The sequence below is a fragment of the Streptomyces sp. C genome, assembly GCF_000158895.1.
In the GTDB taxonomy this organism is placed as follows: domain Bacteria; phylum Actinomycetota; class Actinomycetes; order Streptomycetales; family Streptomycetaceae; genus Streptomyces; species Streptomyces racemochromogenes.
Genome location: NZ_GG657750.1, coordinates 3,784,780 through 3,806,622 on the forward strand (window position 1 = coordinate 3,784,780; position 21,843 = coordinate 3,806,622).

The following is a 21,843-nucleotide window of genomic DNA, read 5'->3' on the forward strand; positions in this document are numbered from 1 at the left end:
GGCTTCAGCGATTCAGAGCCGCGTCGAGGTGTTCTCGTACCGGCGCGAACAGACCGTACGGGACGTACTGCGGGATCTCGGCGTGGGCTACCCAGGCGACTTCGGCCAGCTCGCAGCATCAGCAGCGCGGCGAGGGCCGGATGCGGGCCCTTTTGCCTTCCGGCGCCGCCACATCGGGAACGGGCGTCACGCGTGTGCCTCGCTTGGCAGACGACATGATGCAGACCGCCGCTATGCGTGTGAGCGTGATCCGAGAGGAATCCGTACCCACGCATCGAGAGGAGTCGCTGTCATGGGCGGTACGCCGGACAAGCGTCAGGAGCCGGGCAAGGACCGCGGGGCACAGGGCCACCAGCGCCCTGGAGACCCCGCGCACCCCCAGCCGGGGAAGCACTCCCGCGAACGGGGACAGAAGCAGGGCCCGCAGACCTCGCGCCGTCGCGAGGACGACCTGCTGCGCGAAGAGGACCTGCACGACGAGTCGCTGTGACCAGAGCAGCACTCGTCCACCTGCCCAGAGCCCGGCAGGTCAACAGGCTTCACAGCGGCTCCCTCATTTCGAGCCCGACGCCCGTCCTTGAGGCGCGCAGCCTCATACCCGTCACCGACAAGGGCCGCCTGGCCCGCAGCGGGGGGGGCGCGTTGCACCTGCCTCTGATGGAGATCGCAAGACTTGATCGCCGGTGATTTCCGGCAGCCCACGACCACCCGATGAGCAGGGGATGTTGTGACAGGACAGGTCATTCCGCACGACGTACTGGGCACCGGCTCCGAACGGGCCCTTCTGCTCCACAACTGGTTCGGTGACCGGTCGAGCTTCGACCCGATGCGCGAGCACCTGAACGGTAACGCGTTCAGTTACGCGTTCCTGGACTGCCGCGGGTACGGCGAGGCGATCGACGCCGACGGCGCGTACACGATGGATGAGGTCGCCGAGGACGCCCTGGCCGTGGCCGACCACCTGGGCTGGGAGTCCTTCACAGTCATCGGCCACTCCATGGGCTCCAAGGCAGCCCAGCTGATGCTGCTGGACGCCCCGTCGCGCATCCGCTCGATCATCGGCATCTCACCGGTGCCCGCGTCCGGTTTCCCGCTCGAAGGTGAAATGTGGGAGCTGTTCTCCGGGGCGGCGAGAAATCCCGGCAACCGCAGGGCGATCATCGACCACACCACCGGCGGACTGCGTGACGACGCCTGGCTGGACGCAATGGTGAGCCGCTCCGTGGAGCGTTCCTCGCCGACGGCTTTCCGCTCGTACTTGGATTCCTGGGCGCGCGTCGACTTCCACGAGCGGGTGAAGGACAACCCGGCCCCCGTCCTCCTCCTCGCCGGTGCGAACGACCCCGCGCTGGGGCCCGAGGCCATGCGGGCCACCTGGATGCAGTGGTACCCGCACGCCCAGCTGGAGGTGCTCCCGAACACGGGGCACTACGCACCGGAGGAATCCCCCGCGGCCGCCGCCGCGGCTGTCGAGCGATACCTCGGTCGCTGAGTTCGGGGTCAGGCTCCTGGATCAGCGGCGGCGCCGTCTGCCCGTTCGAGTGCGGTGGCGATGAGGATCTGAGCGGCCTGGGTGACGTTGTCGGGGCGGACGGTACGTGCCATCGCTTCGCGGGCGGCGTCGGCGGTGGTGTCCGGCGGAACCACCAGCAACGCGAAGTGGGTCGAGCGGGGGAATGCCTCCGTCATCTCACGGTCCACCCGCCCACGCAGGAGGCCCGGGACCGCGTACTCTCCGACCCCACCCTCGCACTCGGGAAAATACCTGGTCGGAAGGTGACTCCGGGACAGTGGACCGGAGTACGGTGGAGACACCGGGAGTATCTCGCACACCCGCTCCCAGCGGACGTCGTTTCCGGCGATCACTGCACCGGGCCGTTCGCGAACGGCCCGGGGACGGGTCCGCGACATGACCACGATCCTTGACCGCGCTGCCGCAGGCACGCATGCACCCGTGCGGCCGGCCCGCCTGTCACTCACGCCGAACACCACGCTCGCAGGTCAGCTGGACGGTGCCTGGTGGCCGTACTCCCGTGACCTCGAAGCCGAGCTACCGGCTCTCGCCGCCGCTCTGGACGAGCCGTGGGGGCGCATCACCCGCGTCAGCGTGAACCCCATCAGCTGGCCCGTCATCCCGCGCACGGTTCGCTTCGACGGGCGCACGGTGCACGTGGGCTGGTTCACCGAACAGGGCCCTGACAAGCTGATCCTGCTGTCGTACACCGTCGGCCGCTGGGACCTGCTGGTGGTCCCGCCCGAGACGGGGCCGGCAGCCGCGGCCCGCCTCATGTCGGCCGCCGTGATCCCCGGCAGTGTCCTCACCGCAGCCACCCTGATGGCGAATGAAGCCGCCATCAGCCGCGGCATACGCGAGGCCCTGAGCGAGGAGGACTCCTGGGAGGCCGAAGGCGGGGCCGGCACATCACCCTTCGGGCACCTCATGGGGCGAAAGGCCCTCCCGGTGCCCAGGGACACGTGGCGGTGAGGAGCACGGTCGGGTGACGGGGACACACGCAGCCCGAGCCAATGACTTGGACACGTCTCGCCGGAGGCAGCGGGCGGACGCTCAGCAGCGTCACCGGCCGATGAGCCACGCTCGGACGGAAAGCCCCCTCCCGGCCCGCTCCCGGCCGACCAGCAGGAAACCCGCCGGCGGCATCGGCGCCGACGCCGAGGAGGGCTACGAACCGGGGCCCCCCGGTGCACGAAAGGACACGGCCATGGCCAGCCTCCACGAGCGGAAGGCCTATCGCCAGCAGATCCTCGAAGCCCTGTACGAAGCCACCGAAGGCAACCGCCTCCTGGGAATCACCGGGGCGGCACTCGAACACGGCCTGCACATCCCGCAGCCGGACCTGGCGGCCGCCTGCACCTACCTCGCAGCCGACGGCCTGATCATCGTCGACTGGGAACCGGGCAACACCCCCGCGATGGTCTCACTGACCCATCAGGGGATCCAGCTCATGGAGGCCCAAGAGGAACACGGCTGAGCCTCTCTTGCAGCAGATGGCCGGTCGACCGCCTGGGGCCGTGGCTGGTCAGCGATAGTGCGGCACGCCGCCATCCCGCACAAGGCCCGCGTGCGTGCCCGGCCGCCAAGGAGCATCCGGGAGGCCGCACCACCGGTGCGGCCGGATGCCGTGCCGCCGGATAGTGCCGAGCCACTACCGGACAGCCCGCCGTCACTGCGCGGCGTTCGTGCCCCGTCCCGTCTGCCTCACCGTCCAGTCGGACCCGACCGCCCGCTGAGGCCCTTGCCGCCGGGCCGCCGCCCGGTTGGAGGCACCGGGATGACCGTCGGAGCGCACGGGGATCCGGACCGCTCGGAGAGCTTCGGGGAGCAGCTGCTGTGCACCGGCCGCCTCCAGTGGGTCAACGCCGGGCACCCCGCCCCCATGCTGATCCGCGACCACCGCGTCGTACGCCGCCTGAACAGCCCCACCATCCTCCCTTCCCCGTCGGCTTCGGCGGGGCCCAGCCGCAGGTTGTGGCGCGGCTGACGGAAGGCCGGTCCGGCCGGCTCCGTGCATCGTCGGTCACCGAAGCGGACGGTGGCGGGCGAGCGGCGCGTGCTCAGTTGGTTCGCCACTCGCGGATGTCCGCCATCTGGATCATGCCGACTCCTCGTGGTCGGTCGTCGGTTCGGGAGGCCGGGCGATGAGGATCTCGGCGGCCTGGGTGACGTTGTCGGCCCGGACCGCACGGGCCATGAAGTCCCGCGCCGCGTCGGGCGTCGTGTCCGGGGGCACGACCAGGAGGGAGAAGTGGTCGTTGTCGCCCCGGGTGACGAGGACGGTGTCGTCGCCGACGGGGAAGGTGTCGAGGCGCACGACCTTGTCGTCGACGACCACCCGGGTCGGAACCTCCTCCCAGGCGTCCACGTCCAGGCCGACGCGCGTGAGGGGGCCGAGGTGTGCGGTGAGCGCCCGGATCAGGTCGGGCAGCTCGGTCGCGACGTCGCGGGAGCGGGGCCACCAGGCGCCGTCGAGCACGCCTTCGCGGGAGTGCGTCGTCTGCAGCCGGAGCAGGGCCGTGCCGGGCGTCACCGCTCGGTGGATCTCATCCGGAAGGAGCTTCGGGGAGCTGGGGGTGTCGGATTCGGCCATGGTGGTCCGCCTGCCTGTGCGGGGCCGCCGACACCTCATGGCCGACGAGATACCGCCGCAATCTCACGGTACCCCGCGCCTGTTGCGGCGGCCGGGCGGCTGCCTCGGCTCACGCCCGATCCACCGGCTCGACGCCCGGCACGACGCACGCAAACCCACCGGTCCACTCCTGCGACCGAAGGCCGCGGGTGGGGGACCCGACACCCGGGACAACGCCCGCCGAGCACGGGAGCAGGGCGGGCCGGGCATGCAGCTGGTGGACGCTTTCCTGCCGAAACACTGCCCTCGGGGGGAATCAATACCTGTCCCCGCGGTCACAGGGTTTAACGACCCCCGCACGGAGAGTTTTTACTGCACCGCACACGGGGGAAATAATTGACGTACACCAACCGCCGCGGCGTGCTACTGTCGATCCCGGTTGCAGTTTTGGTACCCAAAAACTTCGAGCGTTCCCAGTCGGCCTCCGCGCCACATCCGGGCGCTTTATATTTCCGGATCATTTTCCCGGCGGGGCATCATCGCGGCGACACGGTGTCCGTACAGTGCGGATGCTGGTGTACTGCCCCAAAGGAGATCGACATGGCATCTGGCACCGTGAAGTGGTTCAACGCGGCAAAGGGTTTCGGCTTCATCGAGCAGGACGGTGGCGGCGACGACGTCTTCGCCCACTTCTCGAACATCGCCACCCAGGGCTTCCGCGAACTACTGGAAGGCCAGAAGGTCACCTTCGACATCGCGCAGGGCCAGAAGGGCCCGACGGCCGAGAACATCGTTCCCGTCTGACGCTGACGCGCATTTCGTAGCTGGGGCCCGCATCCCTCGGGGTGCGGGCCCCAGCTGCACATATTCCCCCCGCGGTGATGTCGCCTGCGGGACGAAACATCCAGGGTCACGCCCTCCTCGGGGCTTCACCCCACTCGACTTTTCTGGATTTCGCGTCCACGCGACGTCTCCCCGTCTCAGCGCCTGCGACCGCAGAGAATCTCTGCAGTCCAGAGGCGCTTTCGCATTCCATTCGGCCCGTTCTTGCGATTCCCCGCGCCGTGTTTCCGCCGCCGGAATTCCTTGATACGTGCCGCATCAAGGAGGGTTCTGAATGAACCGCACCCGTACGAACGACCGTTCCTCTCGCACCCGTAGCCGCACCGGCGGCCCTTCCTACGGCGCTGCCGCCGGCTCGGAGCGGGGCAGCCGCTTCGGCTCGTCCACCCCGAGTCGTTCCGGAAGTCCGAGCCGCTCCAGGGGATACGGCCGCCGGTCCGCACCGGTCCAGGGCGAGTTCGCCCTGCCGAAGACGACCACTCCTGCTCTGCCCGCCGTCGAGGCCTTCACCGATCTCGACATGCCGGCCGAGCTGTTGGCGGCCCTCGGCGCCCAGGGCGTGACCGTGCCCTTCCCCATCCAGGGCGCCACCCTGCCCAACACCCTCGCAGGCCGTGACGTGCTCGGCCGCGGGCGCACCGGGTCCGGCAAGACCCTCGCCTTCGGCCTTGCCCTTCTGGCCCGCACCGCCGGACTGCGTGCCGAGCCGCGCCAGCCGCTCGCCCTGATCCTCGTACCGACGCGTGAACTGGCCCAGCAGGTCACCGATGCCCTCACCCCGTACGCCCGTGCGGTGAAGCTGCGTCTGACCACGGTCGTCGGAGGCATGTCGATCGGCAGGCAGGCCGGAGCTCTGCGCGGAGGCGCGGAGGTCGTCGTGGCCACGCCCGGCCGGTTGAAGGACCTCATCGACCGTGGTGAATGCCGGCTGAACCAGGTCGCGATCACCGTCCTCGACGAGGCCGACCAGATGACCGACATGGGCTTCATGCCGCAGGTCACCGCACTCCTGGACCAGGTGCGTCCCGAGGGGCAGCGGATGCTGTTCTCGGCCACCTTGGACCGCAATGTCGACCTGCTGGTTCGTCGCTACCTGATCGACCCGGTCGTGCACTCGGTGGATCCCACGGCCGGTGCGGTGACGACGATGGAGCACCACGTACTGCACGTCCACGGCGCCGACAAGCAGCGGACGACGACAGAGATCGCGGCGCGCGAGGGCCGGGTGATGATGTTCCTGGACACCAAGCACGCCGTGGACCGGCTGACCCAGGACCTGCTGAACAGCGGTGTCCGGGCCGCCGCCCTGCACGGCGGGAAGTCACAGCCCCAACGCACCCGGACCCTGGCCCAGTTCAAGACCGGACACGTGACCGTGCTGGTCGCGACGAACGTGGCGGCGCGCGGCATCCACGTCGACAGCCTCGACCTCGTGGTGAACGTCGACCCGCCGACCGACCCCAAGGACTACCTCCACCGCGGCGGCCGCACCGCACGCGCCGGCGAGTCCGGCAGCGTCGTCACCCTCGTCACCCCGAATCAGCGCCGCGAGATGACCCGTCTCATGCAGGCCGCCGGCATCACCCCCCAGACCACCCAGGTCCGCTCCGGCGAAGAGGCCCTGAACCGGATCACCGGCGCCCAGGCCCCCTCCGGTATCCCCGTCGTCATCACCGCGCCCGTCGTCGAACGCGCCAAGCGCAGCTCGGCCTCCCGTGGCAGGCGCCGGCCCACTTCGACGGCCCGGCGCGGGAGCGTGAGCGCGAGCGCACGACGGTCCGCCTTCGATGCGGCGACCTGAGCACCACGTGATCAAAAAACTGACCCATCTCTGCAGGAGGCACGTTGTGACGCTGGTCCAGATGCAGCCCCGCTCGGCGAACGCCAACCCTGTGCACCGTGCGGTGGACGCCGCGATGGAGACTGACGGTCCACAGGCCTGTGACGACATGACGGTCGAGGTGGCCCTGGCCGTCATGGCCGGCGCCCGCGCAGGTCATCTGCTCGTCCGTGACGAGGACGGCCTGTGCACCGGGCTGGTCACCCAAGCCCAGCTCGCCGCCGTCCGCGACGGCGCGGCGTACACGGACCGGGTCCGTCTGCGCGACGTACTCGGCGACCGCGGACCGTTCACCCCGCCCGTGACCACGTTGGCCGAAGCCGCCGTCCCCCCGCGCGTCCTCAGCCCGCTCCAGCGGGCTTCCGCGATGCTCGGCACCCCCCTGACCGTCTGACCGACGGGCCCGGCGCGCGCCGACACCCGAACAGCGAGGAGGGCCCGACCGGCACGCGCCGGTCGGGCCCTCACTCGTACCCAGAGGTTTCCTACGTGATGGTCAGTGGTCGGAGTAGCTGAAGTCGCCCATGGTCCAGGCGCTGACATCCGCGATCGAGACGCGGTACATTCCGCCCGTCTCCGGGATCCCCACCGTGCCCTGAAGGATGCGGGCCACATGGAAGTGCAGATGGGTGGGCGGACCCTCCCGGGGGGTCGTCGCGGTGAAGATGGCGGCGAACTCACCCAGGCTGGCCGAGTCCGACAGGACCTCCGACACCCGCTGCCTCCACACGGCCTCGGGAGCCAGCCGACCGGTGATGACAGCACCACCGGTAACCACGGTCAGGGACATCTGATTGCTCTGCCCGGACTCCACCAGGGTGGCGACGTCGGCGAGCAGCTCGTCAGGCTTCGACATGAGAGCCGATTTTATGCACCGGCAGACCCGTGAGCCCGGCGCGTGGCTGCGATCCTCCCGAGCCCACGAGCCAACAAGCCCCTGACGCGCGGCCCTGCCGACCAGGCCGCTCTGCGTGTCCGGGCCCACCGGACAGGTCTAGCTCCCCTCGACAGACACGAAAATCTATGCCCGCTGGAGTAGACATTGGGTGGTGACGTAGTTATGGTTTCTCTCGTAGCCCAGAGAGACAGTAGGCCCTGGCAGAGACGAACTGCCGGGCAGCAGAACCGAAGTCGCAGCACGCAGAACGGTGCGGTAGTGGAGTTCCGAAGCCAGGGTTGTTGCAGGAAGGCGACGGGACTGACGACCGGACCGGGTGGCCCGCGGTAATCAGGGGCCGCCGTAAGCAGTACGCAGTACGCGGTACCCAGCAGCGAAGTAAATGAGCAGCACCCTCGGTGAAGGCGTCGGCTGCGGGCGCGCGCACCGGGAAGTTCGGCAGTGGGGTTCCAAGCCAGAGCAGACGCAGGACGGGCAACGGGGCTGGCTGCCGGAGAGTGGCGCTGTCGCAGGCCACCAGCAGTACGCGGTACCAGCAGTAAGCAGTTCGATCACAGAGGGAAGAACGGAGGAGCCGAGCGCCATCAGGATCGCCCGGGCTGGAGCTTTGAGCCCGGGTACCGCAGGACATCGATAGTGAGGTGGTCTCCGGTCACGCAACCGCGATCCCCGCACTCCCGGCAGCGTCTCGGTCGGGTGGGCGGAAACACAGGGTCGGCGCAGTATCAGGGCCGACAGATGGTGTAGTAGTTCCTTCGGGGCCCTGGTGCCGTATGGCACCAGGGCCCCTCCACGCGTTTCATGAGAGAGGTTCAATGACAGCAGACGACTCGTTCGGCCGTCTCGACGACGACGACTACCCCGCCTACACCATGGGCCGGGCCTCCGAAATGCTCGGCACGACCCAGGGCTTCCTCCGCGCGCTCGGCGAAGCCCGCCTCATCACCCCGCTCCGCTCCGCCGGCGGCCACCGCCGCTACTCCCGCTACCAGCTGCGCATCGCCGCCCGCGCCCGGGAACTCGTCGACCAGGGCACCCCCATCGAGGCCGCCTGTCGCATCATCATCCTCGAGGACCAGCTCGAGGAGGCGCAGCGGATCAATGCCGAATACCGCCGCGCCGCCGAGTCATCCGCGCCGCCGCCCTCAGCCTGAACCGAGTGTGACCGTCGGGATCGGCGGGCCTCGGTCATCGAAGGTGCAACCGGGCACTCGGAAGCGGGTCCCGGGTCGCGAGACGCATTTTCGGGTGTAGCCCGCCGACACGGCGTGCACGGGAGGGACCCGGCTGCACAGAGCGCTCGGTCACAATCGCTCACCGGAGCGGCCCCCGCGAGTTCTGCGGTTGACGGCAGTCCGGCACGGGGCTGCACTGGTTCTGGACGCCGCGGCGCCTCCACCCGAGGGAGAGCAGCGATGACAACCATGGACACGTTCAACCTTCTGCAGCCGTACAAGATCGCCGAGGAGACGTTCGTCATCCCGTGGGCTCTTGAGGCCCCGCCTGTCGGCCATTTTCCGATGAACTCGATGGTGATCCGAGGAACCGAACCGATCCTCGTGGACACCGGGGCGCCCGCGGTGCGCGCCCAGTGGCTGGAGGCGGCCTGGTCCGTCGTAGACCCTCTGGACGTACGGTGGATCTTCCTCACCCACGACGACCGCGACCACGCCGGCAACCTCCTGGCGGTCTTCGCCGCATGCCCGAACGCGACCCTGCTGACGACGTGGTTCTCCATCGGCCGCATGGCCGAGGAGTGGGAAACTCCCATCAACCGGTGCCGCTTCATGACAGACGGCGACACGATCGACGCGGGCGACCGCATCCTGGTCGCCAAACGACCGCCTCTGTACGACAACCCCACGACCCGGGCTCTCTTCGACCGGAAGACCAACGTCCTGTGGTCCGTCGACACCTTCGCCACGAACGTGCCGACCCCCATGCCCGAAACGGCAGCGCTGACGGCGGACGAATTCCGCGACGGCCAGTTCTTCGGCGGAAGGCTGGTCTCCCCCTGGGTCTCCCTGCTGGACGCCCAGAAGTTCGGGGCGGTCGTCACCGACTTCCAACACCTGGACGCCGAGGTCATCGCCGGCTGCCACTGCCCCGTCCTGCGCGGTCCCCAGATTCCCCAGGCCTACGACCTCCTCCGGCAGCTCCCCGCGATCCCGCCCTGGACAGAGTTCACCCAGGCCGACCTGGACCAGTGGATGGCGGTGGCCGAGAGCTCGGTCCCGCCGGAGCAGCCCCGGCCGTCGGGGACGTGAGGGGCACCGCCGCGCGGTGCCTTCCTGCCCCTCGCCCCGGTGTGCGCCGGGCGTGGCCCCAGCCGCGGAGCGGGCGACCCGCAGGACGTCGGCCCCTCACGAGTCGAACAGCCCTGACCGTCACCCGCGGAGCGCCGGGCACGGCCCGGACGGCAACGGTCCCGTACGGGAAGGGCGGGGGGTGCTGCTCCTACCGCTCACGGAGCGAGGCGAGCTCGTGCTCGGCCGCGATGAGCGCGGCGCGCGCGTTGCGGCGGCCGGTCAGCAGGCAGAGTGCTTGAGCGGCGTCGTTCAGTTCGGCTCGGCCGTCCGCGTCGTCCGGAGCCGCCAGGGTCCGGCGCCGGGCGGCACGGAGCACGCCGAGGTACTCGCGCAGCCTCACGTGGTTGAGGGGCACGGAGCGCGGGGCGGCGCCACCGGCAGAGGTTGCGCGCGGCTGATTTCGCCGTGCAGCGGCGCTTCGAGTGCCGGGTCGGCCGGAGTACGGGCCCGGGGGTGTACCTGCACCGTGTAGGACTGCACGGCGGGCTCCCCCTCACACGGGGCACCAGCCCTGGGAACCAGAGAAGGCAGCCGCGGCTGCGCGGGACCCGCCCCGTCGGGCGGCACGTGTCCACGTCCGGCGATCGGAGCCACCACAGCACGCATGCCGCTGCCCGTCCGCACACGACGCCGGAGCCTCAAGCGACGGAACCAGAACGGTCCGCCCCCTCCACCATCCCACACCTCTGCCAGAGCGGTCCCCCAAGCCCGGGACGGGCGGCCGGCCCGCCCGCGCACTCGTGCTCGGGCGGGCCGGCCACGGCCCCTCGTGACGCTCGGAGGGGCTACGTGTGCAGGCGGCTGTTGGGGCCGTCCTGGTCGCCGAGGGTGTCGTCGTTGAACCAGTAGTCCCCGGCCGCCAGGTACCGGAAGGCGTAGGTGCGCTCGCCCGGCAGCTCGACGGTCACGGCGCGTTTGCCGTCCTTGCGCGGCTTGAGGGTGTGGGTGCCGGGCTGCCAGTCGTTGAAGTCGCCCACCACGCTGACCGGGCCGGGCGGGGTGTCCGCGGGCAGGACGAAGGTGATCTCGGTGTGGGACTTGCGCATGGTGCGCTCCAGCATGGGCGTCTCCTGACAGGCGCACGGGACGGTATACGCCGCCATCGTGGGCGGCCCGTGCCCGCCCCGCACGCCGACGCCCCGGCGACACTCCGTAGTCACCCTCGCGCCACGTCCGGCGCGGTTTCGCCCTCGCAAGCGCCGGGCGCCCGGTCCGGCTCTCGCCGGTGACCTGACCGGCCCGTCCATGGAGGCCCGCATCTCGGTGAGGCCTCCGGACGGGTCAGGGTGTGGTGCGGGTCACCGGGATCCACAGCTGGGCTTCGCAGGGCGTGCCGGGGTCCTGGGGGTGGGCGCGCAGGATTTCCGGGCCCGGGCGGTATTCGTACGGGTTGGACGGCATCCACTGGGCGGCCACGTCGGCCCACAGCTGCTGCAGCGCCTCCGGGAACGGCCCGGTGTTCTCGAACACGGCCCAGGTGCCCGCCGGGCAGTCCAGCACGTCGAGGTCCTCGGGCGGCTCGGCGGCCGTGGTCACCGCGGCCAGGTAGAAGTCGAGCTCGGCGCCCTCCTCGAAGCCGTCCGAGAGGCGCACGGTCGCCGACACCACGCCCCGCGGTTCCTGGTCCGAGAGGCCCGCGATCCGGCGCGCCGTCTCGGGCGGGACGCTCTGGACGTGCTCGGCGATGTGCGGGTTGACCCCCTGGTGGATCAGCGGGACGCGGGCCTTCCTGCCGACGACCCTGAACGCTTCCTTCTCCACGATGCGGTACCGCATGGTGCTGTTCCCTTCGACGGTGAGGCGGAAGGAGAGCCGGGGCTGTGATCTCAGAGCGGCGCCGGTGCGCCTGGCCTCGCCGGGACCGACACCGTGTACCGCGCGGAACGCCCGGGCGAACGCCTCGCCCGAGGCGTAGCCGTAACGGAGCGCGATCTCCAGCAAGGTCGGTTCGCCGGCCAGCACTTCGGCGCCGGCGACGGTGAGCCGACGGCGCCGGACGTACTCCGACAGCGGCATCCCCGCCAGCGACGAGAACATCCGCCGGAAGTGGTACTCCGACGTGACCGTGATCCGGGCCAGCTCGGACACGTCGAGGTGCCGGTCGAGATGGTCCTCGACGTACTCCATGGCCTGGTTCAGCCGATCCAGCAATCCCGGGCTCCTTCCCTTTCGCCCACCAACCTAGGAAGGGTCGGGCCTGCCGCACCCGACATCCCGTGCCCGCTCCGGTCGGGTAGGCGGCGCGGCAGCGCCCGAAGCCGTACCCGTACCCTGAACCGGCCCGCATGCAGGCCGACTTGACGGAGGACCCCCATGACGACCGCGGCGCCGCGCGAACGCGACGAGAGGCTCCGGGACACGCGCAAGCGGTTCGAGGAGGACGTCGACCTGTGGCTCGCGTCCTCGGGCGCCCCGGGCGGTGCGCACCTCGTCCCGCTGTCGTTCCTCTGGGACGGTACGGCATTCCTCGTCTCGACCCCGCGCGCCTCGGTGACCGGCCGCAACCTGCTGGCCGACGGAAGGGTGCGGCTCAGCCTCGGGCCGACCCGGGACGTCGTCATGGTCGAGGGCACCGCCGAGGCGGTGGACCTCGACGGCCTGCCCCCGGGGACCGGGGAGACGTTCGCGGCCAAGACCGGCTTCGACCCGCGCGACCTCGACGCCTACCAGTACTTCCTCGTCCGGCCGCACCGGATCCAGGCCTGGCGGGAGGCCGACGAGCTGCGCGGCCGCGACCTCATGCGCGACGGCCGATGGCTGGAGGGCCCCGCATGAGCTGGTCGGAGCGCGTCGTCTTCCGCGAGGGCGTCCGGATCTCCTGCCGCGACTGGGGCGACCGGGGTGACCGGGGCGGCTCGGGGCCGGCCGTCGTCCTGTTGCACGGGCTGGCCGGGCACGCGGGCGAATGGGACGCCGTCGCACGGGAGCTGAGCCCCCGTCATCGGGTGGTGGCCGTGGACCAGCGCGGCCACGGCGCCGCCGAGCGGCGGCCCGGGGACGTGTCGCGGGCCGCGTACGTGGCGGACACCGTCGCCGTGTGCGAGCGGCTCGGCCTGCGGGAGCCGGTCCTGGTCGGCCAGTCCCTGGGCGGCCACACCGCCATGCTCGCCGCCGCCGCGCACCCCGGGCTCTTCCGCGGGCTCGTCCTGGTGGAGGCCGGCCCGGGCGGGCCCAGCCCCGACGTGCAGGCGGAGATCGGGGGGTGGCTCGACTCCTGGCCCACGCCGTTCCCGTCGCGGGACAGCGCCGTCGCGTTCCTCGGCGGCGGCCCGGTCGGCGAGGGCTGGGCGGCGGGCCTGGAGGAACGCGACGGCGGCTGGTGGCCGCGCTTCGAGCGCGACGTGATGGTCGGGTCGCTCGCGGAGAACGCCCGGCGGGCCTTCTGGGACGAGTGGTCACGGGTGTCCTGCCCGACCCTGGCCGTGCTCGGCCAGTCCGGCATCATCGCGCCCGAAGAGATCGACGAGATGCTCCGGCTGCGGCCGCGGACGGTGGCCCTGAGCGTCCCCGGGACGGGGCACGACGTCCACCTCGAACGGCCGGACGTCCTGCTGGAGGCACTCCGCGGGTTCCTGGGGGACGTCAGCCCTGCGGCGGCGGGTTCTCCTGGGGCCTGTCGGTTCCCAGCTGCTCGTTGAGCTTCCGCTGGGCCATGTCGACCTGGCTCTGGTACTTGTTGCCGGTCCTCGCGTCGAAGGCGTCGCCCGCCTTCTCGACCCCCTGCCGCGCCGTGTCCTCGTGGCCCTTCAGCATGCCTTTGAGCTTGTCGAGCATCGACATGGATTTCCTCCTCGCGGATGCCGGCCCGCCCTGAGCGACGGCCGGCACCACCAGCATCCGCGCCTTCGCCGGGAGCCGCACCCCGGAGGCGTCAGGGCAGGTCGGGGCCTGCGAGCTCGCAGGCCCCGACTCGACGAAGGCGCGTACGCCGGCGCTCTCGATCCACGCCGCGTCGGGCCGCGCGAAGGGGTGGCCGGCCGGGACCATCAGCAGAGGGCCTGATGTACGGGGGCGGGCCGGACGGGCACACCGGCTACCCCGCGCTGTCGGCCTGAGCCCGTCGGTCCGCGTACGTACGGGAGTGCAGGCGGCGGGCCGCGCGGGGCGAGGGGACGACGGCGAAGCCGTGGTTGGCCGCGACGGCCCGGGTGTGGTCCGCCGAGAGGGAGCCGTGCCGTTCGAGGGTGAGGACGGGGAGGCCCGAGCGGCCGCGGCCGGGTGCGTGGTGGAACGACAGCACCGTGGTCGGCATCGGGGCGTGGTGCGGGTGGCGCCTGAGGGCCGCGGGCTCGTCGTCGTGCACGAGGATCCTGACGTCCTCCTCGTGGCCGAAGTCGGCGATCACTCCCTCGGCGCGCCAGTGGGCCGGTTCGTGCTCGGCGCCGCTCAGGTGCCGGGAGCGGTTCACCGAGGTGACGGACAGCAGGGCGTCCCCGGTCCGGTCCAGCGCCTCGGCGAGGAACCCGTTGGACGGGCAGCGGTAGCCCGGGCCGATGAGCTGCACGGTCGTGACCCCGTCCTGGACGGCCGTCAGATGGTCCGGCACGTGCGCGGCGGCCGGTCCCCGGAAGCCGAACGGGCCCAGCAGGAACAGCTCTTCGACGAGCTGACGGAGCTGCCTGCGCGGCAGGACGGCGGGGAGCAGGGTCCAGTCGAAGAGCGACGGGACCCGCTCGGGGACCGTGGTGACGCTGGCGACCTGCCCGTCGGGGCGGCCCTTCAACCGGTTGACCCGGGCGACGGCGGCCCGGTCGGGGCGCGCGGTCACGGCGTAGGAGTTCCCGAACCCGTGGGCCACCGCGCAGCCTTCCGCGAGCGCGCCCGCCGCGGCCCGTACGTCCTCGGCGTCGTCCAGGACCAGATGCCGCCCGCTCGTCCTCGCCCGCTGTCCGCTCACTGCCGGCCCTCCGCAACGTAATCCTTTACGAACGGCAACGAGGGGGCCCCGGACACGTCACCGGCCATCCGGATGTGACGCGGGTCACGGGGCACGGCGGCGGCCGTGGCCCCCCACCCCCGGTGGACCCGCTGGGCGCCAAGGCCCTCAAGCGGCTACCGACCAGCCGGACCTCCCCTGACGGGTGTGGAGGGGGGCCGGGAGGGTAGGCGCAGCGGGTATCCGCGCCGCGGAGAGACGCGGGTACCGGACATCCCGGGAGGTCTGCCATGGACGGCCCTGAACTCTCGGAGCGCGAGCGCATGATCCTCGCCGGCATCGAGGGCGATCTGCGGTCCGACGAACGCCTCGACCGCAGGCTGCGTACGCTGCGCCGCGGGTTCGGACCGTGGAGCGGCACCTGGAGCCGGGCGGGCACGTGGACCGCGCTGCTCGCCATCGGCTGCGCCTGCCTCTTCGTACGGGCCGTGGCGACGGGCGCGCCGGCGCTGCTGTGGCTCTTCTCCGGCGTCTGGGTGGCCACTGCGGTGCGGCTGCTGTGGCTGGGCTGCGCGTGGGGGCGCCGCAAGGCGAAGGCCAGGGCCCGGGACGGCGGGAACTGAACCGGTCAGGATTCGAGAAGCGCCCTCCGGAGCCCGCACCTAACGTGGCGGGCATGGACATCACCATTCACACCACGGCCCTCCCGCACGACGACCCGGACGCCTCGGTGGCCTTCTACCGCGACGTCCTCGGCTTCGAGGTCCGCAGCGACGTCGGGCAGGGCAGGATGCGCTGGATCACCGTCGGTCCCGTCGGCCAGCCCGGTACGTCGATCCTGCTTGCGCCGCCGGCCGTCGACCCCGGCATCACCGAGGCCGAGCGCCGGACCATCCTGGAGATGATGGCCAAGGGCACCTACGGCTGGATCCTGCTGGCCACGCCGGACCTGGACGGCACGTTCGAGAAGGTGCGGGCCACCGACGCCGAGGTGGTCCAGGAGCCGACCGACCAGCCGTACGGCGTGCGGGACTGCGCGTTCCGCGACCCGGCGGGGAACCTGGTCCGGATCCAGGAACGGCGCTGATGTGCCGCCCCGGGTGGGCGCGGGCGCTCACCGAGGCGCAGCACCTGAGGACGCTCGTACGGCTGCGGCGGGTGCGTGACCGGCTCGACCGGGAGTACGCGCGGCCGTTGGACGTCCTGGCCCTGGCGCGGGCCGCGGGGATGGCGGCCGGGCAGCTCGTCCGCGAGTTCGAGCTCGCCTACGGCAGCTCCCCGTACGCCTACGTGACCGCGCGGCGGGCGGCCGTACGCGGGGTGGCCGTGGCGGCGGCGGGCTGAGCGCGCTCTAGAGCGGCGCGGTGTCGTCCGCCGGGAAGGCGGGGCCGTGGCCGGGGACGATCACGTCCGCGGCCGCGAGCACCCGCTCCCGGGAGGTCCGCAGGACGTCGTGGTCCGGGGCGACCGGGTCGTCGACCGGGCCGTTGGGGCGCCACCACAGGTCGCCGACGAAGGCGACGACGCCCTCGTCCGTGCCGGCGAGCAGCGTGATGTCCTCGCGGCTGTGGCCGGGGGTGCGGATCAGCCGGAGCGAGGGGGCCAGTTCGTAGCCCTCGGCGTCGCGGTCGGTCCACTGGTCGTTCTCGTAGATCGCCTTGTGGTCGTGGACGCGGGCGTGGCCGAACAGGCCGACGTTCATGGTGTTGTCGGGGTGGTGGTGGCTCAGCACCACGTCGGTGATGTCGTCGGGGCCGAGCCCCATCTCCGCGAGCGGGCCGAGGATCCGGTCGCGGCCGGCGACCATGCCGGGGTCCACGATCACGTGGCGGTCGCCGTCGCCGACGTAGGAGACGGTGGCGGCCACGCCGGGGCCGGTGGAGAGGGTGTAGCCGGTGGTCAGGATGCGGAAGCGGGCGGTGGCGCCGAGCGGTGCGTTCGTCATGCCCCCAAGTCTTCGGCGTGGCGGGCCCCTTCACGAGTGGCCGTACTGCCACTGATCGCGGGAATCGTGCCACCGTGCCGGCCGTCCGCGTGCCAGACTGCGCGCATGCCGCCCTTCGTCTCCGTCGCCGCGTACGCCCCTCCCGGTGTCGGGCTGCTGGGGGCGGGGATCGTCTCCGAGGTGTTCGACGAGCGCGGGCAGGGGCTGCCCCGCTTCGACTTCGCCCTCTGCACGGACCGGCCCGGGGCGGTGCGCAGCGATGTCGGGCTGCCGCTGATGGTGGAGCACGGCCTGGACCGGCTGGCCTCCGCCGACCTGGTGATCGCCCTGCCCTGGGCGGACTTCCGCACGCCGCCGCCCCCCGCCGTGCTGGAGGCCCTGGCCGCCGCGCGGGGGCGGGGCGCGCTGGTGGCGGCGCACTGCGTGGGGGCGTTCGCGCTCGCGGCGGCCGGGGTGCTGGACGGGTGCCGGGCCACCACGCACTGGCGGTTCGCCGGGCTGCTGGCCGAGCGCCATCCGGAGGTCCGCGTCGAACCGGACTCCCTGTACGTGGACGAGGGGGCGGTCGTGACGGGCGCGGGAGCCGCCGCCGGCTTCGACCTGTGCCTGCACCTGCTGCGGCGGGAGTACGGGGCCGCCACGGCCAACGCGATAGCCCGGGACCTGGTGCTGCCCTCCCACCGCGACGGCGGTCAGGCCCAGTACCTGGCGACGCCGGTGCCGGAGGACTGCCGGGACGAGAAGCTGGCGGAGGTGCTGGCGTGGGCGCGGGAGCACCTGGCCGAGCCGCTGCCGGTGGCGGAGCTGGCCCGCCGGGCCCTGATGAGCCGGCGTTCCTTCGCCCGCCGCTTCGCGGCCTCGACCGGCACCACCCCGCACGCGTGGCTGCTGGGGCTGCGGATCAGCCGTGCCGAGGAACTGCTGGAGACCACCGACCTGCCGGTCGAGGAGATCGCCCGGCTGGTCGGCTTCGGGAGCGCGGCGGTGCTGCGCGAGCAGTTCGTACGGCGGCGCGGGGTGCCGCCGCGCTCGTACCGCAGGGCGTTCAGCCGCGCGGCGCGGTGAGGGAGCCGGCGTCCTCCATGAAGGAGGGCATCCGGGCGTTGACCACGTCGGGGTGGTCGGCCGGCGGGGACCCGGCTCGGCCGTGGCGGTGCTGCGCCACCACCTGGACCGGATCTTCACCCGGCCGCCCGTCGGGGTGGGCCCCTATAGTCGGTCGGGTGACTGACTCACCGGGATCCCGCACGGCACGGGCGGCCGACAAGCGCCGGCGGCTCGCCGCGGCGGCCGCGGAGGTCCTGCACGAGCAGGGCGTCGAACGGACCACCCTCGCGGACATCGCCCAGGCGGCCGGCGTCCCCGTCGGGAACGTCTACTACTACTTCAAGACCAAGGACGACCTGGTCCGGGCCGCCCTCTCCGAGCAGAGTTCCCACCTGGACGGCCTCACCCGCCGGCTGGACGAGCTGCCCGACCCGCTGGAGCGCCTCAAGGGCCTGGTCGCCGCGTGGGTCGCCCAGCGCGACACCGCCGCCCGGCGCGGCTGCCCGACCGGCACGCTGGCCGTCGAACTCGACAAGCGCCCGGACGGGACGCTCGACGCGGAGGCGGCCGCGGTCATCCGGCGGCTGCTGGACTGGGTCGGCCTCCAGTTCCGGGCCCTGGACCTGCCCGACCCGGACGGCCTCGCCCTCACCCTCGTCGCCGGCTACCAGGGCATGTCGCTCCTGGCCAACGCCCTGCGCGAGCCCGAGGTCATGACCCGCGAGGGCGCCCGCCTCACCGACTGGCTGGACTCGCTGACGGCGTAGGCCCTCCCTTCCGGAGCTACTGCCGGGCCCGCGCCGTGGACCAGACCGGACCCGCGCCGTGGACTACCTCGACAGCGTCCGCAACGACGCAGTGACCCGCGAGTACGCGGAGTGGCTCATCTGACGGCGCCGGTCTGCCCGGTCAGCTCCGGGCCAGCAGCGAGGGGTTGAGGCGGGCGAAGCCCTCCTGCCGCTCGTACGGGAAGTACGGGTAGGGGGCGGGCCGGTGGCCGGCCGCGTCCAGCCGGGCCACCTGCCCGGGGGTCAGCTCCCACCCGACGGCCCCGATGTTCTGGCGCAGCTGCTCCTCGCTGCGGGCCCCGATGAGGACGGTGGAGACGGTGGGGCGGCGCAGCAGCCAGTTGATGGCGACCTGCGGGACGGTCCGGCCCGTCTCCCGCGCGACCTCGTCGAGGGCGTCCACCACGTCGTAGAGGCGCTCCTCCTCCACCGGCGGGCCGTAGTCGGCGGTCTCGTGCAGCCGGCTGCCGGCCGGCAGGGGCCGGCCGCGGCGCACCTTGCCGGTGAGGCGCCCCCAGCCCAGCGGGCTCCACACGATCGCGCCGACGCCCTGGTCGTGGCCGAGCGGCATCAGCTCCCACTCGTAGTCCCGGCCGACGAGGGAGTAGTACACCTGGTGGGCCGCGTAGCGGGGGAAGCCGTGCTTCTCGGCGGCCGAGAGGGACTTCATCAGCTGCCAGCCCGCGAAGTTGGAGACGCCGGTGTAGCGGACCTTGCCGGACCGGACGAGCTGGTCGAGGGTGGACAGCACCTCTTCGACGGGGGTGGCGGCGTCGAAGCCGTGCAGCTGGAAGAGGTCGATGCGGTCGGTGCCGAGCCGGCGCAGGGCGTCCTCGACGGCCCTGATCAGCCGGGAGCGGGAGGTGCCGTACTCGCCGGGGCCGTCGCCGGTGGGCAGGCCCGCCTTGGTGGAGATGAGCACCTCGTCGCGACGGCCCTTGACCGCCTGGCCCAGGACCTCCTCCGAGGCTCCCGCCGAGTAGACGTCGGCGGTGTCGAAGAGGGTGATGCCGGCGTCCAGGCAGATGTCCACCAGCCGGCGCGCCTCCTGGGCGTCCGTGCTGCCCCAGGCGCCGAAGAGCGGGCCCCGACCGCCGAAGGTGCCGGCTCCGAAGCCGAGGGCGGGGACCTTCAGACCGGACACCCCGAGCTGCCTGTACTCCATGACGGACTCCTCCCGTGTGCGGTAATGGAACCGCAGACCCTTTAAGGTGGTCCCAACGTAACAGTCGATCGCCGTTAATGGAACCGGAGACCCGTTATGACTTCGCCGAGTGAGCCCACGGAGGGCACCGAGCCGGGCCCGGAGCCGGGCTCCGCCGGGACCGAGCCGGGGACCGTGCGTCCCGGGGGCCGGACCGCCCGGGTGCGGGCCGCCGTGTTGGAGGCGGCCGGGGACATGCTGGCCGAGCAGGGCTTCCACGGGCTGGACCTCGCCGAGGTCGCCCGGCGGGCCGAGGTCGGCAAGACCACCGTCTACCGGCGCTGGGGCACCGTGGCCGGCCTGGTCGCCGACCTGCTGACGGACATGGCCGAGCAGTCGCTGCCGCGCACCGAGACGGGCTCGCTGGAGGAGGACCTGCTGGCCAACGCACGGCTGGTCCGGCGCACCCTGTCCGACCCGCGCCAGGGCCCGCTGTTCCGGGCCGTCATCGCCGCGGCCACGGGCGACGCCCGGACCGCCGAGGCACTGCACCGGTTCTACGAGGTCCGGGTGGCGGAGTGGGCGCCCTGCGTCCGGGAGGCCGTCGAGCGGGGCGAGCTGCCCGCGGACACGGATGCCGCCGAGGTCGTCCGCGCCGTCTCCGCCCCGCTCTACTACCGGCTGCTGACCACGGACGCCCCGCTCGACGAGGACGCGGCCCGGCGGGCGGCCGCGGCGGCGGTGGCGGCGGCCCGCGCGGGGGCCTTCGTACGAACTCCGTAGCCGTCGGCGGGGGTTGTTAGCCTGCCGCGATGGGACTGGACATCACCGTGGTCGCGGCCGACTGGGAACACCTCGCGCGGATACCGGCGGGCGAGCGCCTGGACGCCCTGACCGACGCCGTCCACCCGTACTTCTGCTGCGCGTCCTGCGAGGAGGCCGACCGGGCCGTCCGGAGCGGCTGGGCCTCGCCGCTCGGGGTCCCGTGGTGCGCCGAGTACCGGTTCGCCGGGACGACCGGCACCTACGTCTGGCACTTCTGGCTGGCCGAACTCTGGCAGGTCGCCAGGGGCTCCGCCGAGCCCGGCCTGCGGGACGGCCTCGACGCCTTCCTCGGCGGCCTGGTGTGGGACGGCCCGCACTACGACGAGGACGCCGAGGACCCGGCCGCCGAGGACCCGCCGGCCCTGCGCGGCTTCCCGGACGACCCCGAGCCGTGGCGCCCGCGGCTGCTGCTGGGCCGGACGCCGGACGAGGTGCCGGCGCTCGCCCGCGCCTGGCAGGAGGTCGCGCCCCGGCTGGCGGAGCTGCGCGGACCCGTCGCCGCCGCGCGCTTCGACGTGCGGGTGTGGCCCGACACCTTCGACGGGGCCACCGCGCTGATGCGCGAGTGGGGCGAGGTCGTCACGGGCGCAGCCGCCCGGGGCTGGGGGCTGGTCGGCCTGCCGTACTGAGGCAGGGTCCGTGCCGGGCCGTACGGCGGCAGGGGCCGCGCCGGGGCCGGGGCTGTGGCGGTGCCGGGGCCGCGCCAGGGCCGGGGCCGTGCGGCGGTCGGCGTCGAGCCGGGGTGGGGGCCCCGCGGCGGCTGACGTCGCGCCGGGGTCGGGGGCGTGCCGCGGACCGGATTCAGGTGCGGTCGACGAAGACGCTGGTGGACTTCACCCGGGCGGTGGCGCGCATGCCGACCTCCAGGCCCAGCTCCTCCACCGCCTCACGGGTCAGCAGCGACACCACCCGGTGCGGGCCCGCCTGGATCTCCACCTGCGCGCTGACCGAACCCAGCCTGATGCCCGTCACGATGCCGGGGAAGGCGTTGCGGGCGCTGGTGTACGGGGCCTCCTCGTCCTCCCCCGCCTCCTGGGCCACCTCCACGCAGAACGCGGCCAGGTCGGGTCCGTCGACGATCCTGCGGTTGCCCTCCCGCCGGGTCGGGAAGCGCTCGGCGTCCGCCCAGCGGCGGGCGGTGTCACTGCTGACGCCGAGCAGCCGCGCTGCCTGGCCGATCGTGTAGGACTCCATGCACCGCAGGGTAGGCGGTGCCGGGCCCGGGCGGTGATCAGGGCGGCGG

The 21,843-nt window shown here is 72.3% G+C and carries 30 protein-coding genes and 1 pseudogene; 19 read left to right on the forward strand and 12 right to left on the reverse strand.

What is annotated here, in order from left to right; translation table 11 throughout:
• Nucleotides 1–4: 4 nt before the first annotated feature.
• Nucleotides 5–112: pseudogene (locus SSNG_RS43870) on the reverse strand (NUDIX hydrolase); the annotation flags it as partial.
• Nucleotides 113–292: 180 nt separating this feature from the next.
• On the opposite strand from SSNG_RS43870, the gene SSNG_RS16865 reads away from it, so the two are divergent.
• Nucleotides 293–490 carry a hypothetical protein gene (locus SSNG_RS16865; RefSeq protein ID WP_050779650.1) on the forward strand — a complete coding sequence of 66 codons (198 nt, stop codon included), beginning with the start codon at nt 293–295 and terminating at the stop codon, nt 488–490.
• A gap of 237 nt (nt 491–727) precedes the next feature.
• Entirely contained in the window at nt 728–1,492 is a 765-nt protein-coding gene (locus SSNG_RS16870) for an alpha/beta hydrolase (protein WP_007265074.1), read from the forward strand.
• Between the two features lie 8 nt (nt 1,493–1,500).
• Here SSNG_RS16870 and SSNG_RS16875 read toward each other — a convergent pair whose 3' ends face one another.
• A complete protein-coding gene (locus SSNG_RS16875; RefSeq protein ID WP_042801188.1) occupies nt 1,501–1,689 on the reverse strand; it encodes a hypothetical protein in 189 nt (62 codons plus the stop codon).
• A gap of 220 nt (nt 1,690–1,909) precedes the next feature.
• Here SSNG_RS16875 and SSNG_RS16880 point away from each other — a divergent pair, with 220 nt between their 5' ends.
• The 3 genes from SSNG_RS16880 to SSNG_RS16890 all read left to right on the forward strand — a co-directional run bounded on the left by SSNG_RS16880 (nt 1,910) and on the right by SSNG_RS16890 (nt 3,500).
• Nucleotides 1,910–2,485 (forward strand): DUF5994 family protein, encoded by a 576-nt coding sequence (locus SSNG_RS16880; RefSeq protein WP_007265075.1) that lies wholly within the window; start codon nt 1,910–1,912, stop codon nt 2,483–2,485.
• A gap of 235 nt (nt 2,486–2,720) precedes the next feature.
• Nucleotides 2,721–2,990 (forward strand): hypothetical protein, encoded by a 270-nt coding sequence (locus SSNG_RS16885; protein ID WP_007265077.1) that lies wholly within the window; start codon nt 2,721–2,723, stop codon nt 2,988–2,990.
• Nucleotides 2,991–3,290: 300 nt separating this feature from the next.
• Nucleotides 3,291–3,500: a SpoIIE family protein phosphatase gene (locus SSNG_RS16890; RefSeq protein ID WP_007265078.1), complete on the forward strand. Its 210-nt coding sequence runs from the start codon at nt 3,291–3,293 to the stop codon at nt 3,498–3,500.
• 111 nt (nt 3,501–3,611) lie between these two features.
• Here the strand turns inward: SSNG_RS16890 and SSNG_RS16895 are convergent, their stop codons facing one another.
• On the reverse strand, nt 3,612–4,106 hold the full coding sequence (locus tag SSNG_RS16895; RefSeq protein ID WP_007265079.1) for a DUF5994 family protein: 495 nt from the start codon (nt 4,104–4,106) through the stop codon (nt 3,612–3,614).
• Nucleotides 4,107–4,685: 579 nt separating this feature from the next.
• Between SSNG_RS16895 and SSNG_RS16900 the strand changes: the two genes are divergently transcribed.
• The 3 genes from SSNG_RS16900 to SSNG_RS16910 all read left to right on the forward strand — a co-directional run bounded on the left by SSNG_RS16900 (nt 4,686) and on the right by SSNG_RS16910 (nt 7,162).
• A complete protein-coding gene (locus SSNG_RS16900) occupies nt 4,686–4,889 on the forward strand; it encodes a cold-shock protein (RefSeq protein WP_007265081.1) in 204 nt (67 codons plus the stop codon).
• A gap of 313 nt (nt 4,890–5,202) precedes the next feature.
• Complete coding sequence (locus tag SSNG_RS16905; protein WP_007265082.1) at nt 5,203–6,729, forward strand: DEAD/DEAH box helicase; 1,527 nt, start codon at nt 5,203–5,205, stop codon at nt 6,727–6,729.
• A 46-nt stretch (nt 6,730–6,775) separates the two neighbouring features.
• Nucleotides 6,776–7,162: a CBS domain-containing protein gene (locus tag SSNG_RS16910; protein WP_042801191.1), complete on the forward strand. Its 387-nt coding sequence runs from the start codon at nt 6,776–6,778 to the stop codon at nt 7,160–7,162.
• A 102-nt stretch (nt 7,163–7,264) separates the two neighbouring features.
• Here SSNG_RS16910 and SSNG_RS16915 read toward each other — a convergent pair whose 3' ends face one another.
• Entirely contained in the window at nt 7,265–7,624 is a 360-nt protein-coding gene (locus SSNG_RS16915; RefSeq protein WP_007265084.1) for a hypothetical protein, read from the reverse strand.
• 857 nt (nt 7,625–8,481) lie between these two features.
• Here SSNG_RS16915 and SSNG_RS16920 point away from each other — a divergent pair.
• Both SSNG_RS16920 and SSNG_RS16925 read left to right on the forward strand, forming a co-directional pair.
• The gene (locus SSNG_RS16920) at nt 8,482–8,820 is read left to right on the forward strand and encodes a MerR family transcriptional regulator (protein WP_007265086.1); all 339 of its coding nucleotides are present in this window, start codon (nt 8,482–8,484) and stop codon (nt 8,818–8,820) included.
• A 261-nt stretch (nt 8,821–9,081) separates the two neighbouring features.
• Nucleotides 9,082–9,933 carry an MBL fold metallo-hydrolase gene (locus tag SSNG_RS16925; protein WP_128636996.1) on the forward strand — a complete coding sequence of 284 codons (852 nt, stop codon included), beginning with the start codon at nt 9,082–9,084 and terminating at the stop codon, nt 9,931–9,933.
• A gap of 190 nt (nt 9,934–10,123) precedes the next feature.
• On the opposite strand, the gene SSNG_RS16930 is transcribed toward SSNG_RS16925, so the two are convergent.
• From SSNG_RS16930 to SSNG_RS16940, 3 genes are all read right to left on the reverse strand, one after another.
• Nucleotides 10,124–10,330 carry a DUF5133 domain-containing protein gene (locus SSNG_RS16930; RefSeq protein ID WP_007265088.1) on the reverse strand — a complete coding sequence of 69 codons (207 nt, stop codon included), beginning with the start codon at nt 10,328–10,330 and terminating at the stop codon, nt 10,124–10,126.
• 430 nt (nt 10,331–10,760) lie between these two features.
• Nucleotides 10,761–11,036: an isoamylase early set domain-containing protein gene (locus SSNG_RS16935; RefSeq protein ID WP_007265089.1), complete on the reverse strand. Its 276-nt coding sequence runs from the start codon at nt 11,034–11,036 to the stop codon at nt 10,761–10,763.
• A gap of 220 nt (nt 11,037–11,256) precedes the next feature.
• Nucleotides 11,257–12,126: an AraC family transcriptional regulator gene (locus SSNG_RS16940; RefSeq protein WP_007265090.1), complete on the reverse strand. Its 870-nt coding sequence runs from the start codon at nt 12,124–12,126 to the stop codon at nt 11,257–11,259.
• 162 nt (nt 12,127–12,288) lie between these two features.
• Between SSNG_RS16940 and SSNG_RS16945 the strand changes: the two genes are divergently transcribed.
• Both SSNG_RS16945 and SSNG_RS16950 read left to right on the forward strand, forming a co-directional pair.
• On the forward strand, nt 12,289–12,750 hold the full coding sequence (locus tag SSNG_RS16945) for a pyridoxamine 5'-phosphate oxidase family protein (RefSeq protein ID WP_007265091.1): 462 nt from the start codon (nt 12,289–12,291) through the stop codon (nt 12,748–12,750).
• The gene (locus tag SSNG_RS16950) at nt 12,747–13,613 is read left to right on the forward strand and encodes an alpha/beta hydrolase (RefSeq protein WP_007265092.1); all 867 of its coding nucleotides are present in this window, start codon (nt 12,747–12,749) and stop codon (nt 13,611–13,613) included. Before SSNG_RS16945 ends, SSNG_RS16950 begins: the two co-directional genes overlap by 4 nt.
• Here the strand turns inward: SSNG_RS16950 and SSNG_RS16955 are convergent.
• Together SSNG_RS16955 and SSNG_RS16960 are read right to left on the reverse strand one after the other, a co-directional pair.
• On the reverse strand, nt 13,558–13,755 hold the full coding sequence (locus SSNG_RS16955) for an antitoxin (protein ID WP_007265093.1): 198 nt from the start codon (nt 13,753–13,755) through the stop codon (nt 13,558–13,560). The genes SSNG_RS16950 and SSNG_RS16955 overlap by 56 nt on opposite strands.
• Nucleotides 13,756–14,008: 253 nt before the next feature.
• A complete protein-coding gene (locus SSNG_RS16960; protein WP_007265094.1) occupies nt 14,009–14,872 on the reverse strand; it encodes a hypothetical protein in 864 nt (287 codons plus the stop codon).
• A gap of 269 nt (nt 14,873–15,141) precedes the next feature.
• Between SSNG_RS16960 and SSNG_RS16965 the strand changes: the two genes are divergently transcribed.
• Genes SSNG_RS16965 through SSNG_RS16975 form a run of 3 tightly spaced genes read left to right on the forward strand, consistent with a single transcriptional unit; the run spans nt 15,142 to nt 16,195 of the window.
• Entirely contained in the window at nt 15,142–15,474 is a 333-nt protein-coding gene (locus SSNG_RS16965) for a DUF3040 domain-containing protein (protein WP_007265095.1), read from the forward strand.
• A 53-nt stretch (nt 15,475–15,527) separates the two neighbouring features.
• A complete protein-coding gene (locus tag SSNG_RS16970; protein WP_007265096.1) occupies nt 15,528–15,938 on the forward strand; it encodes a VOC family protein in 411 nt (136 codons plus the stop codon).
• Complete coding sequence (locus SSNG_RS16975; protein WP_007265097.1) at nt 15,938–16,195, forward strand: hypothetical protein; 258 nt, start codon at nt 15,938–15,940, stop codon at nt 16,193–16,195. Before SSNG_RS16970 ends, SSNG_RS16975 begins: the two co-directional genes overlap by 1 nt.
• A gap of 7 nt (nt 16,196–16,202) precedes the next feature.
• On the opposite strand, the gene SSNG_RS16980 is transcribed toward SSNG_RS16975, so the two are convergent.
• Nucleotides 16,203–16,796, reverse strand: coding sequence for an MBL fold metallo-hydrolase (locus SSNG_RS16980; RefSeq protein WP_007265098.1), 594 nt, complete (start codon nt 16,794–16,796; stop codon nt 16,203–16,205).
• Between the two features lie 105 nt (nt 16,797–16,901).
• On the opposite strand from SSNG_RS16980, the gene SSNG_RS16985 reads away from it, so the two are divergent.
• A complete protein-coding gene (locus SSNG_RS16985) occupies nt 16,902–17,861 on the forward strand; it encodes a helix-turn-helix domain-containing protein (protein ID WP_050779651.1) in 960 nt (319 codons plus the stop codon).
• Between the two features lie 158 nt (nt 17,862–18,019).
• Nucleotides 18,020–18,610, forward strand: coding sequence for a TetR/AcrR family transcriptional regulator (locus SSNG_RS16990; protein ID WP_007265100.1), 591 nt, complete (start codon nt 18,020–18,022; stop codon nt 18,608–18,610).
• Between the two features lie 142 nt (nt 18,611–18,752).
• Here the strand turns inward: SSNG_RS16990 and SSNG_RS16995 are convergent, their stop codons facing one another.
• On the reverse strand, nt 18,753–19,796 hold the full coding sequence (locus tag SSNG_RS16995; protein ID WP_007265102.1) for an aldo/keto reductase: 1,044 nt from the start codon (nt 19,794–19,796) through the stop codon (nt 18,753–18,755).
• A gap of 96 nt (nt 19,797–19,892) precedes the next feature.
• On the opposite strand from SSNG_RS16995, the gene SSNG_RS17000 reads away from it, so the two are divergent.
• Both SSNG_RS17000 and SSNG_RS17005 read left to right on the forward strand, forming a co-directional pair.
• Nucleotides 19,893–20,558, forward strand: a complete 666-nt coding sequence (locus SSNG_RS17000) for a TetR/AcrR family transcriptional regulator (protein WP_007265103.1) — start codon at nt 19,893–19,895, stop codon at nt 20,556–20,558.
• A 29-nt stretch (nt 20,559–20,587) separates the two neighbouring features.
• Nucleotides 20,588–21,229 carry a hypothetical protein gene (locus SSNG_RS17005; protein WP_007265104.1) on the forward strand — a complete coding sequence of 214 codons (642 nt, stop codon included), beginning with the start codon at nt 20,588–20,590 and terminating at the stop codon, nt 21,227–21,229.
• A gap of 172 nt (nt 21,230–21,401) precedes the next feature.
• Here SSNG_RS17005 and SSNG_RS17010 read toward each other — a convergent pair whose 3' ends face one another.
• The gene (locus SSNG_RS17010) at nt 21,402–21,794 is read right to left on the reverse strand and encodes a TOBE domain-containing protein (protein ID WP_007265105.1); all 393 of its coding nucleotides are present in this window, start codon (nt 21,792–21,794) and stop codon (nt 21,402–21,404) included.
• Nucleotides 21,795–21,843 lie beyond the last annotated feature (49 nt).

Bases quoted from the DNA above. Each gene is read 5' to 3' on its own strand.
- SSNG_RS17005 (WP_007265104.1), top strand. From the start codon at position 20,588: ATGGGACTGGACATCACCGTGGTCGCGGCCGACTGGGAACACCTCGCG.
- SSNG_RS16955 (WP_007265093.1), bottom strand. From the start codon at position 13,755: ATGTCGATGCTCGACAAGCTCAAAGGCATGCTGAAGGGCCACGAGGAC.
- SSNG_RS16885 (WP_007265077.1), top strand. From the start codon at position 2,721: ATGGCCAGCCTCCACGAGCGGAAGGCCTATCGCCAGCAGATCCTCGAA.
- SSNG_RS16925 (WP_128636996.1), top strand. From the start codon at position 9,082: ATGACAACCATGGACACGTTCAACCTTCTGCAGCCGTACAAGATCGCC.
- SSNG_RS16945 (WP_007265091.1), top strand. From the start codon at position 12,289: ATGACGACCGCGGCGCCGCGCGAACGCGACGAGAGGCTCCGGGACACG.
- SSNG_RS16980 (WP_007265098.1), bottom strand. From the start codon at position 16,796: ATGACGAACGCACCGCTCGGCGCCACCGCCCGCTTCCGCATCCTGACC.
- SSNG_RS16890 (WP_007265078.1), top strand. From the start codon at position 3,291: ATGACCGTCGGAGCGCACGGGGATCCGGACCGCTCGGAGAGCTTCGGG.
- SSNG_RS16950 (WP_007265092.1), top strand. From the start codon at position 12,747: ATGAGCTGGTCGGAGCGCGTCGTCTTCCGCGAGGGCGTCCGGATCTCC.
- SSNG_RS16915 (WP_007265084.1), bottom strand. From the start codon at position 7,624: ATGTCGAAGCCTGACGAGCTGCTCGCCGACGTCGCCACCCTGGTGGAG.
- SSNG_RS16985 (WP_050779651.1), top strand. From the start codon at position 16,902: ATGCCGCCCTTCGTCTCCGTCGCCGCGTACGCCCCTCCCGGTGTCGGG.
- SSNG_RS16865 (WP_050779650.1), top strand. From the start codon at position 293: ATGGGCGGTACGCCGGACAAGCGTCAGGAGCCGGGCAAGGACCGCGGG.
- SSNG_RS16970 (WP_007265096.1), top strand. From the start codon at position 15,528: ATGGACATCACCATTCACACCACGGCCCTCCCGCACGACGACCCGGAC.
- SSNG_RS16965 (WP_007265095.1), top strand. From the start codon at position 15,142: ATGGACGGCCCTGAACTCTCGGAGCGCGAGCGCATGATCCTCGCCGGC.
- SSNG_RS16905 (WP_007265082.1), top strand. From the start codon at position 5,203: ATGAACCGCACCCGTACGAACGACCGTTCCTCTCGCACCCGTAGCCGC.
- SSNG_RS16875 (WP_042801188.1), bottom strand. From the start codon at position 1,689: ATGACGGAGGCATTCCCCCGCTCGACCCACTTCGCGTTGCTGGTGGTT.
- SSNG_RS17000 (WP_007265103.1), top strand. From the start codon at position 19,893: ATGACTTCGCCGAGTGAGCCCACGGAGGGCACCGAGCCGGGCCCGGAG.
- SSNG_RS17010 (WP_007265105.1), bottom strand. From the start codon at position 21,794: ATGGAGTCCTACACGATCGGCCAGGCAGCGCGGCTGCTCGGCGTCAGC.
- SSNG_RS16895 (WP_007265079.1), bottom strand. From the start codon at position 4,106: ATGGCCGAATCCGACACCCCCAGCTCCCCGAAGCTCCTTCCGGATGAG.
- SSNG_RS16920 (WP_007265086.1), top strand. From the start codon at position 8,482: ATGACAGCAGACGACTCGTTCGGCCGTCTCGACGACGACGACTACCCC.
- SSNG_RS16880 (WP_007265075.1), top strand. From the start codon at position 1,910: ATGACCACGATCCTTGACCGCGCTGCCGCAGGCACGCATGCACCCGTG.
- SSNG_RS16900 (WP_007265081.1), top strand. From the start codon at position 4,686: ATGGCATCTGGCACCGTGAAGTGGTTCAACGCGGCAAAGGGTTTCGGC.
- SSNG_RS16935 (WP_007265089.1), bottom strand. From the start codon at position 11,036: ATGCTGGAGCGCACCATGCGCAAGTCCCACACCGAGATCACCTTCGTC.
- SSNG_RS16995 (WP_007265102.1), bottom strand. From the start codon at position 19,796: ATGGAGTACAGGCAGCTCGGGGTGTCCGGTCTGAAGGTCCCCGCCCTC.
- SSNG_RS16975 (WP_007265097.1), top strand. From the start codon at position 15,938: ATGTGCCGCCCCGGGTGGGCGCGGGCGCTCACCGAGGCGCAGCACCTG.